The 8,389-nt window shown below is 64.1% G+C and carries 9 protein-coding genes and 1 tRNA gene; 2 read left to right on the forward strand and 8 right to left on the reverse strand.

What is annotated here, in order from left to right:
- Positions 1 to 79: 79 nt before the first annotated feature.
- The 3 genes from ABIB06_RS25080 to ABIB06_RS25090 form a co-directional block, all read right to left on the reverse strand.
- Complete coding sequence (locus ABIB06_RS25080) at positions 80 to 517, reverse strand: DUF2948 family protein (RefSeq protein WP_354050434.1); 438 nt, start codon at positions 515 to 517, stop codon at positions 80 to 82.
- Between the two features lie 81 nt (positions 518 to 598).
- Positions 599 to 1,258: an NAD(P)H-binding protein gene (locus ABIB06_RS25085; RefSeq protein WP_354050436.1), complete on the reverse strand. Its 660-nt coding sequence runs from the start codon at positions 1,256 to 1,258 to the stop codon at positions 599 to 601.
- Between the two features lie 26 nt (positions 1,259 to 1,284).
- Complete coding sequence (locus ABIB06_RS25090; RefSeq protein WP_354050438.1) at positions 1,285 to 2,223, reverse strand: SDR family oxidoreductase; 939 nt, start codon at positions 2,221 to 2,223, stop codon at positions 1,285 to 1,287.
- 83 nt (positions 2,224 to 2,306) lie between these two features.
- Here ABIB06_RS25090 and ABIB06_RS25095 point away from each other — a divergent pair, with 83 nt between their 5' ends.
- Positions 2,307 to 2,960 (forward strand): TetR/AcrR family transcriptional regulator, encoded by a 654-nt coding sequence (locus ABIB06_RS25095; RefSeq protein ID WP_354069895.1) that lies wholly within the window; start codon positions 2,307 to 2,309, stop codon positions 2,958 to 2,960.
- A gap of 6 nt (positions 2,961 to 2,966) precedes the next feature.
- Here ABIB06_RS25095 and ABIB06_RS25100 read toward each other — a convergent pair whose 3' ends face one another.
- From ABIB06_RS25100 to ABIB06_RS25120, 5 genes are all read right to left on the reverse strand, one after another.
- On the reverse strand, positions 2,967 to 3,791 hold the full coding sequence (locus tag ABIB06_RS25100) for an alpha/beta fold hydrolase (protein ID WP_354050442.1): 825 nt from the start codon (positions 3,789 to 3,791) through the stop codon (positions 2,967 to 2,969).
- A 19-nt stretch (positions 3,792 to 3,810) separates the two neighbouring features.
- A complete protein-coding gene (locus ABIB06_RS25105) occupies positions 3,811 to 4,320 on the reverse strand; it encodes a hypothetical protein (protein ID WP_354050444.1) in 510 nt (169 codons plus the stop codon).
- Positions 4,321 to 4,556: 236 nt separating this feature from the next.
- The gene (locus ABIB06_RS25110; protein ID WP_247351310.1) at positions 4,557 to 4,865 is read right to left on the reverse strand and encodes an EthD family reductase; all 309 of its coding nucleotides are present in this window, start codon (positions 4,863 to 4,865) and stop codon (positions 4,557 to 4,559) included.
- 271 nt (positions 4,866 to 5,136) lie between these two features.
- Entirely contained in the window at positions 5,137 to 6,843 is a 1,707-nt protein-coding gene (locus ABIB06_RS25115; protein WP_354050446.1) for an FAD-dependent oxidoreductase, read from the reverse strand.
- A 41-nt stretch (positions 6,844 to 6,884) separates the two neighbouring features.
- The gene (locus ABIB06_RS25120) at positions 6,885 to 7,085 is read right to left on the reverse strand and encodes a hypothetical protein (protein ID WP_354050448.1); all 201 of its coding nucleotides are present in this window, start codon (positions 7,083 to 7,085) and stop codon (positions 6,885 to 6,887) included.
- Between the two features lie 317 nt (positions 7,086 to 7,402).
- Here ABIB06_RS25120 and ABIB06_RS25125 point away from each other — a divergent pair.
- Positions 7,403 to 7,477: transfer RNA gene (locus ABIB06_RS25125), tRNA-Thr, on the forward strand.
- Positions 7,478 to 8,389 lie beyond the last annotated feature (912 nt).

An 8,389-nucleotide genomic window follows, 5' to 3' on the forward strand; every position in this document is an offset into this window, starting at 1 on the left:
GCGTCAACCCTTGGCTCAACCCTTGGAAGGCGGCGTTCTGGCGCGGGCCTCAGCGGATTTGGCTGGTATACCGACCACCTCAGCCCTCCCCGCCAACCTCCAGCCCCGTCCCCAGCTCATCCGCCCCCAGATCGGTCAGCTCGCATTCCAGGCATTCGACGTCGAGGCGGATGGCGCCGCCTTGGGCAAACAGGAGCAACGCGCTGCCGCCGGGGGCGTCCTGGCCGTGAAATTCGATGCCGATGAGGTCCAGAATCATGTCCGCCGCGGCGAGGTCGATGTTGCGCGACTTGCAGGCGAGCACGCGGTCGAAACGCAGGGCGGCGATCAGCCTGCGCGGCTCGGCCTCGCCGTCCAGCATCTGCTCCCAGTCCAACCGGCTCATGCCGACCACCAGCCGCTTTTCGCTTTGCCGCCAGATGATGTCCGAGGGCTGCACGCGGGCATCCTGGACGTGGGCCGAGATCACGGCGAGGTCGTCGGCGTCGAGCGCGATCAATTTGAGCTGGGGAGACATCGCCGGCGCTTTCTCCTTCGGGCGGACATGGCTCAACGCGCGCGGGCGCCAAAATTTCCCTGGAACTAAGGCTCCACCGGACTAGAGGCTATTGATATCCTCCATCTCCAGCACCTTGCGCGGATACCCCTCCCGGGCAACCCGGATCATGGCGCGGCCCATCTGCTCGGTCGAGGTGACGAGCCGCGGCGAGAGCCGGCGCAGCACCGACCAGAGTGGCCAGGTTACGGTATACACCACCTGCACCCACGCGGTCTTGGAGCGGGCACCGTGCAGGGGCTGGATCGCGCCGGGCCGGAACATGTAGGCCGCCTTGAACGGCAGCTTGAGCAGATCGTTCTCGGTCTTGCCCTTGATACGCGCCCACATTCGCGAACCCTGCTCGGTGGAATCGGTGCCGGCGCCTGTGACGTAAGTGAAAATCATCTGCGGATTGAGCCGCGCCAGCGTCGTCGCCGCCGCGAGCGTGAGGTCGTAGGTGAGATGACGATAGCGCTCCTCGCTCATGCCGATCGAAGAGACTCCGAGGCAGAAGAAGCAGGCGTCGAAGCCGGTCAGTTGCGTTTCGATCGCCGAATAATCCGTGAAATCGCCGCGTGTGATCTCGGTGAGCTTGGCATTGCGCACGCCGGTCGGGCTACGGCCGATCGCAACCACGCGGTCAATGCCGGCATCGACCAGGCATTCGCGCAAAACGCCCTGCCCGACCATGCCGGTCGCGCCGAAGATGATGATCTGCATCGGGACGTTTCCTACAGCGTCGCGGCTCATGCGGCGGCTACGATCTCGTCGAAGGATATATTGGTCAACGTCGCCGAGACATCCCACAGCATGGCTGCCGAGGCGAAATCCTTTGCCTGCGGCATGATCTTCGCCGGCCTGGGTGGTCCCTTCAATTCGTAGAACCAGTTCGGACCGTAATAGCCGCCGGGCTCAGCTGCCGGCGAGGTCGCGGCCAACAAGGTCGGCAGCGCGCCTTCCGCGGCAGACTGGCTGATGAAGGGCTGCAGCCACCGGCTCACACGCGACTGGAACGTGTTCGCACCCGGCCCGTTCGGAATGAGATCGGTCCGCGCGTAGCCGGGATGTGCGGCAAGGCTCGTCAGACCCCAGCCGGCGGCGAGGCTGCGGCGCTGCAACTCCAGCGAAAACATCAGCATCGCCAGCTTGGACTGGCAATAGGCCCGCCACGGACGATAGGAGTGCCTGCTTTGCAGATCGTCAAAATTGATCGCGCCGGAGCGGTGCGCGAGGCTCGAGAGATTGACCACGCGCGCCGCCTTCGCCCGGCAAAGCTGCGGCAACAGCCGCGCCGTAAGCGCGTAATGGCCGAGATAGTTGGTGCCGAGTTGCATCTCGAAACCATCCGCCGTCTGCTGCCGCTTCGGCAGCGCCATCACACCGGCATTGTTGACGAGGAGGTCGAGCTGCTCGTTGCTGGCGGCGAAGCGCCTGGTAAAATCGGCCACGGACGCGAGGCTGGCGAGGTCGAGATGCTCGTAAGCGATCAGCGCATTGGGAAAGCGCTCGCAAATGCCCTCGATCGCGCGCAGGCCCTTTGCGTCGTTGCGCCCGGTGAGTATGACAATGGCACCGGCGCCCGCCAGCGCCAGCGCCGTCTCGTAGCCGAGGCCGCCCGTCGCCCCGGTCACGACGGCGGTCTTGCCGCTGAGAGAGGGGATGTCTGCCGTGGTCCAGTCGGTCATGCCATAGCTCCGTCGGCGCTGGGAAAAGGCCCGCGACGGGTCTAAATGTGCACTGGGTGCAAGTTTGCAAGAGGTGAAATGATTTGAAGATTTCGAAGGTCGCCAGGAAATCAGCCCACAAGCGCGCCAAGCCGTTGCCGGCAGGGGTAAAATCCCCCGATGGCCCCGGCCTGCGCGAGCGCAAGCTGCAGGAGACCCGCGAGCGACTGGCCCGCGCGGCCATGGCGCTGTTCCTGGAGCGCGGCTTCGAGGCCACGACCATCGACGACATCGCGGCCGCGGCGGACGTGTCGCGACGCAGCTTCTTCCATTATTTCGCCTCGAAGGAGGACGTGGTGTCCGCCTGGCAGGAGGGCGCAGCCGCCGCGCTGGTCGCGGAGGTCGTCGGGCGGCCTGCGGGCGAATCCATGCTGACCGCGGCGGAGAACGCGATCGCGGCGGCGCTCAAGCGGATCGATCCGGCGGAGGCTGCGGCAATGTCGCGGCTCAAGCGCGACAACCCCGCGCTTCGGGCACGCGACCAGCTCAAATACGAGAAGCTCGAGCACGCCCTGGCCGAGGGGCTTTCACAGCGCGCCAGAACCAAATCGGATAAGCTGAAGGCGCGGCTCGTCGCCATGATCGCCACCGGCGCGATGCGCGTCGGCGGCGAGAGCTGGATCGGCGAAGGTGCGCGGGAGAAGCCGGAAGCTTTCGTCAAGCGCACCTTCGATGCGATCAGAGCGATATTGGAGTGAGGCCGCTCACCCCTTGAAGAACGCCAGCAGGTCCGCGTTGATGGTCTCGGCATGCGTGGTCGGCATGCCGTGCGGAAAACCCTTGTAGGTCTTCAGCGTGCCGTTCTTCAACAGTTTGGCCGAGAGCGGCGCGGAATCGGCGTAAGGCACGATCTGGTCGTCGTCGCCGTGCATCACCAGCACCGGCACGTTGATCTTCTTCAGATCCTCGGTGAAGTCGGTCTGCGAGAACGCGACGATGCCGTCGTAGTGCGCCTTCGCGCCGCCCATCATGCCCTGGCGCCACCAGTTCTGGATCACCGCGTCCGACGGCTTTGCGCCGGGGCGATTGTAGCCGTAGAATGGGCCGGCGGGGAGATCGCGATAGAATTGCGTGCGGCTGGCGGCGAGTTGCGCCTGGAGACCGTCGAACACGCTCTTCGGCAGGCCGCCGGGATTGGCCGCGGTCTGCACCATCAGCGGCGGCACGGCGGAGAGGATTGCAGCCTTCGCCACCCGGCTCTCGCCGTGGCGCGCGATGTAGTGCACGACTTCGCCGCCACCGGTAGAGTGGCCGACGTGGATCGCATTCTTCAGGTCGAGATGCGCCGTCACCGCCGCGAGATCGTCGGCATAATGATCCATGTCGTGGCCGTCGGAGACCTGCGACGAACGCCCGTGGCCGCGGCGGTCATGGGCGATGACGCGGTAGCCGCGCGCGACGAAGAACAACATTTGCGTGTCCCAATCGTCGGCCGACAGCGGCCAGCCATGGCTGAACACGATCGGCTGGCCACTTCCCCAATCCTTGTAGAAGATATCGACGCCGTCCTTGGTGGTGATGGTAGGCATTGCTAGGCTCCTTGAACGATCAGACGAACGCCATCGGCTTGTAGCGGCGCCAGGCGCCGACGGTGAGCACCACGAAGAACACCAGCACGATGCCCTGCACCACGGCGAACACGGGGCCTCCCGGCGGCGCCGGCGGCACTGCGGGCGCGAGCGCGGCAAGCGCCGGCACCTTGAGGAACGACTGGATCACCAGCACGAAGACATTGAAATACAGCGAGATCATCGCGGTCACGATGTAGACCGGACGCCAGACGCCAGCGAGCTTCATGCCGTACAGTGCGATGCAGGCGATCGCGAGCAGCACCAGCGAAATGATGCCGATGATGTGCGACGGCAGCAGCTCCTGGAACGGAAACAGGAAGCCGGTGGCGCTGGTGAGGATCGTGAACAGCAGGAAGATCGCGGTGAGGCCCGGCATCGGCTTCGAGCCGAGCAGGCCGAACATCACGACGAGGCCGGCTGCGATGCCGATCAGGCTGATGATGACATGCACCATCGTGAAGGCGGGCAAGCTCAACCCAAGAATCATGACATCTCTCCTACTCGTCTCGCATTGAGATCGGAAAGATAGTATTACGGTCCTCATCGAATTGCCACCTGCGCCGGTGTCACATATGCGCGTGCGGCCATGCACCGTCGTGCGAATCGACAAACGCATGCTTTATTTTTTTGCACCGCTGTCACAAACGACGGCAGGTTTTCGAGGAAAGTTGAATCGAACATCGCAACATCGGCCCGCCATCGGCGGGCCGATGCAAGACGAACTCACACTTCCTTGGTGTCGAAGATCAGCAGGTCGGCGCCGCCGCTGGCGAATTTCGGCACGTCAGCGCCGGTCGCCTTGCCTTCCGGGCTGCCGAATGCCGCCTGGATGTCGGCCGCGCTGTCGAAGGTGAGAATGGCGACCAGATGGATTCCGGACGGTCCGGCGGGGGAGCCGACCGGCCCCTTGCTGATGGCGTACTTCTTCAGGCCTGGAAGTTTCTTGGCGAGCGGAATGTGGGTCTCGGCATAATACTTGTCGAAGGCCGCAGGATCCGTGGGCGTTTTATACAGCACGACGATTTCAGCCATGTAGTCCTCCCGTTAAGCGTTTTGTTTATAGACCCTCATGGCGAGGAGCGTGCGAAGCACGCGTCTCGAACCATGCAGGCCCGGCTTTGGCAGCTGGGCCTCGATCCTTCGAGACGCCGCTGTCGCGGCTCCTCAGGATGACGGGATAGTCACGTATGACACGGCAAGATGGCAAGTCACATTCGCCTTGCCATCTGCTTGTCTTCTACTTGACTCATCGTTTGAGCACGATCTTTTCGGAAAACCGCTGCACACTCTTCCGGATCGTGCTCTAAAGCGCCGGCTTTGCGGCGTCACCGAGGAAACCGTGCAGGGAGGCCACGACTTGCGCGCCCTCACCGATGGCGCCCCCGACGCGCTTGACAGAGCCGGAGCGGACGTCGCCGACGGCGTAGACCCCGGGCACGGAGGTCTCCAGCGGCGCGACCAGCCGGCCCTGGTTCTGCTCGGACTGCGCGCCGGTCACGACGAAGCCGCCGCGATCGAGCGTCACGCCGCAACCGTCGAGCCAGTTGGTGGCGGGATCGGCGCCGACGAACAAAAACAGATTGCGGACGTCCGCAAAATCCTCGTCGGTCGAGAGCCGGCTCTTCCAGCGGATGCGACGCAGCAGCGAGGCCTCGTCACCTTCGAGCGCCGTGATCTCGGTGTTGAACATCAATTCGATGTTCGGCGTCGCTTCGATGCGCTCGATGAGATAGCGCGACATGCTGGCGCCCAGGCCGCCGCCGCGGATGATCATCAGCACGCGCTTGGCATGCCCCGACAGGAACACGGCCGCCTGCCCCGCGGAGTTGCCGGCACCGACCAGCGCGACTTCCTCGCCTGCGCACAGCTTCGCCTCGACCGGCGACGCCCAGTACCAGACGCCGCGGCCTTCGAACTTGTCGAGATTCTCGATCTCGGGCCGGCGATAGCGCGCGCCGCTTGCGACAACGACCGCGCGCGAATGCAGGGGGTCGCAGCCGTCAAGCGCCACCGAAAAGGCGCCATCCTTGCGCGTGCAGTCGAGCGACTTCACCGTCACCGGGATCATGATCTCCGCGCCAAACTTTTGCGCCTGGTTGAAGGCGCGCGCGGTCAGGGCCATGCCGGAAATTCCGGTCGGAAAGCCGAGATAGTTTTCAATGCGCGCGCTGGCGCCGGCCTGGCCGCCGAAGGCGCGGGTGTCGAGCACGGCAACCGAGAGGCCTTCGGACGCGGCATACACCGCGGTGGCGAGCCCGGCCGGACCGGAGCCGACGATCGCGACGTCGTAGATGCGGTCGTTGCGCGGGCCGCCGATCATGCCGATGGCGCGCGCAAGCTCGGTTTCGCCGGGATTGCGCAGCACCGCACCATCGGGGGTGACGACCAGCGGCCAGTCTTCCGGCTTGGGCGAATAACGCGCGATAACATCGGCGGCGTCGCGATCGCGCTCGGGATCGAGCAGATGATGCGGCTGGCCGTTGCGGGTGAGGAAACCCTGCAACCGCACCACACCTGACGAATGCGAGGGACCGATCAGCACGACACCGCCGACGCCGCCCTGAAGCAGATTGACCCGGCGCAGGATCAGCGCGCGCATGATGCGCTCGCCGAGCTCGGCCTCGGCGACCAGCAGCGCGCGCAGGCGCTCGGGCGGCAACAGCAGCGTCTCGACATCGCCTTCGGCGCGGCCGTCGACCAGCGCCGGCCGTCCCGAGAGCTGGCTGAGCTCCGCCAAAAATTGTCCCGGCCCCTGGTCGATCAACGGGGTGACGTGACCAAGGCCGTCGCGCTGGGTGATGGCGACGTGGCCCTTCAGCACGACGAACATGCCCGGCCCGGGCTTGCCGGTCTCGAACAGGAATTCGCCATCGGCATAGAGGCGAACCTCGCCGAAATGCCTGACACGCTCGATCTCGGCTGATGTCAGCGTCGGAAAGGTCTGTTCAGGGCGGGTGAACCGCGACATCTGCGCGTCACCGTCGGGTCGTTGCGATTCGTCCTGCCCCATTGCCACGTCCATGCACTCCAAAAAATTCCAGCCGCCGGTTTCTAGCCGCCGGTCTTGCCAGCGGTCCCATCATCTAGGGAATTATCTTCGTTCTGCGAGGGCTCGGTGCTTGCGGCGCGTTCGCGCGCCTGCACCTTCCGCCGCTTCAAATTTTCGCGCAGGGCCGATTTCAGCCGGTCGTCGCGGGACGCCCGGTCCTGTCGCGGGTCCTGCTTCGTGCTCTTGTCGTTCTCGTCAGCCATCGGGGTCCATTACCAGTGATCCCGCGATAACATGCCCGAGGAATAAGGCAGCTCAAGAGGCCCGCGCGATCCGATCGTGCGAAAATCGAAATGGATCGAATCCGGCGCATCGGGCAACTGGCCAGTTGGGTGGGATATCGGAACCGAATCCGCGGAAAGGCGGCCGTTTCGAGCCAAAACAAGCATTTTGGGCCCGATATCGACCTGATTTTATCGCTTTGGCGGGGCCTGCAAGCTTGCACAGGCGGGGGGCTTGTGGCAGATATCGGCCCGCTTGGTAGGCCCCTCGTGGCGGCCGATTCTCGATCCCAGCACATGCTGCCGTAGCTCAGTGGTAGAGCACTCCATTGGTAATGGAGAGGTCGACAGTTCAATCCTGTCTGGCAGCACCATTCCCTGGGTCAAATCACGCACAGATCAGCATTCTCGCGGCAACAAACGCCCGAGTTTTGCTATTTGCCGTAGCCCTCTTCTGTGAAGAGAGCGCAGGGAAGACCGGGTGCCGGCTGGCACCCGCGGTCCGCTGCGCGAAAGCACACGCAGGAAGAACCGCACAGCAGCATACAGGTGTAGCCAATCACTCGGCCTTCCCTGCGCAGTGGGTTGACGGCTTATGCCGCGCTCTCCCCGGCGACGAGTTCCTTTTTGTCACCGTCGCCTTGCGAATTGGCGATGGCTCGAGACCCGGTAGAGCCCCGATCCATCTCCGCAAGGCTTGACCGTAGCAACGACGGCCAGGACCACACGATTTTGCCGTACGCATCGGCGCCGTTCGTCCGCACGCAGCAAGGATCTCACGAGGTTCATCTCGCCCTGATCCCGCCTTCGCGTGCCCGACGCTGCCGCGTCCACCGCACCCCGATCCACGTTTCGTTACGACGGACGACCGCCCCTCTCCCCGGACCGGGATGGGGGATTGATACCGCAATTCCGAATTTCGGTAAAGTGGAATATTTTCGCGACAGGGGATTGACGGTTTTGGGACGGGGCGGTGTTTTGCCCGAGGGGTTGGATTGGCGCAGGCGACAATGCTTCGGTCAGAAAGCTTCACCCCAGCCGCCCCCGGTCAGCTTCATTCCGAAATTGGAGCGGGCTTCGTCGACGAACGCCTTCAGGGTCTCCGCCGTACTAGCGACGCAAGGCGGCTGGGCACCGACCGGAAGAATGAACCCCCGCTGGCCAACTCTAAAATAGATTCCGATGCCACGTTCTAGGGTCTGTTGGGATTCATCTGGAGTTTATCGCGGCCGCGGCCAGATAGATCATTGAAGTGAAGCTCTGGTCGGTCTTGTCGGCGCGCATTG

The organism is Bradyrhizobium sp. LB8.2 (genome assembly GCF_040548035.1).
Classification (GTDB): domain Bacteria; phylum Pseudomonadota; class Alphaproteobacteria; order Rhizobiales; family Xanthobacteraceae; genus Bradyrhizobium.